The organism is Psychromonas sp. (genome assembly GCF_983033635.1).
Window position 1 is genome coordinate 9,351 of record NZ_CEZLMY010000117.1, and the last position, 1,523, is coordinate 10,873.

Annotated in this window: 1 protein-coding gene; it reads left to right on the forward strand. The window is 41.3% G+C overall.

Annotated elements, in window-relative coordinates; all coding sequences use genetic code 11:
• Positions 1–935 (forward strand): ATP-dependent protease ATPase subunit HslU (gene hslU / locus AC4GME_RS13555; protein WP_490379577.1); only part of this gene is annotated, 935 nt, incomplete at its 5' end.
• Between the last annotated feature and the right edge of the window lie 588 nt (positions 936–1,523).

Genomic DNA, 1,523 nt, shown 5'->3' on the forward strand with positions numbered 1-1,523 from the left:
TCCTTATCCCGCCAGCTAAAACAGGTAACGACTGGGACAGTGAAAAAAGCGAAGATGGCGCAGCACGACAATCTTTTCGTAAGAAATTACGTGAAGGTAAGTTAGATGATAAAGAGATTGAAGTTGATGTACCTGTTCCACAAATCGGCGTTGAAATTATGGCGCCTCCAGGAATGGAAGATATGACCAATCAACTTCAGGGCATGTTCCAGAATTTATCAGGTAAAGATGAAACGAAAAAACGCAAAATGAAAATCAAAGAAGCATTAAAAGCGTTGATTGAAACTGAAGCTGCTAAATTAGTGAACCAAGAAGAGTTAAAAGATAAAGCCATTTTTGCCGCTGAAAATAACGGTATTATCTTTATCGATGAAATAGATAAAATATGTAAACGCGGTGAAGCTTCAGGGCCTGATGTTTCTCGTGAAGGTGTCCAGCGTGATCTTCTACCATTAATTGAAGGTTCAACAGTGAGTACGAAACACGGTATGGTAAAAACCGATCATATGTTGTTTATTGCATCTGGTGCTTTCCAAATCGCTAAACCATCTGATCTTATTCCGGAATTACAGGGACGTTTACCTATCAGAGTAGAGTTAGAAGCGCTTAAAGAAGAAGATCTGGCAAGAATACTAACAGAGCCTAAAGCATCACTAAGCGAACAATATCAAGCACTATTGGCAACTGAAGGTGTCAATATTGAGTTCACTAAAGACGGTATTGATAAAATTGCTAAATCAGCCTGGCATGTAAATGAAACAACAGAAAACATTGGTGCACGCCGTTTACACACACTAATGGAGCGTATTATGGATGAACTTTCATATGAAGCATCTGATCGCCAGGGAGATAGCGTTGTTATCAATGAAGCTTATGTAGCAAATGCACTGGATGAACTTGTTGAAAACGAAGATTTGAGTCGTTATATTTTATAATCCATTACAAAAAATTAACACACAATCCGCTAGCAATTATATTGATAGCGGATTTTTTTTGCTTTCAAGAAAGATAGATATGCTTTTGACGACACAGAGTCTTATAAAGCGGTATTGGCCGCTTATGACACTGCGCAGTCGTACAACTACAGGGCAAGCACGTTCGTAACACTCAACTGTAGCTGAACTTCCCCCTACTATCACATGCTCAGCAAGCAACTTCATTGCTGCTGTTAATCTTTCCCCATGCGAGAGTGGCTCAAACATAAATGCAGACGTAAAAAGACCCTGTCGAGATAAACTCAACAAGGTTTAGTCTTATGTTGCTTATAGATAGCAAGCTTGCCGATGGGACAGTGTTCGCAGAGATCACCCGCTCGTGACACTGCACTGTCGCGAAACTACATGGCACGCGGAGCTTACCCGCTCATTACACTTTGCTGGCGCCAAATTCGCCCCGACTATCACATGAAAGGAAATGCCTTCGGCATACTTTTTATAAGCCCATATTCGAGTAGGTCAAACACAAATCGTTATTGGGCGCTTGGCGATGGTCAGGATTCGCAGAGCTCATCCGCTCGTTGCTCT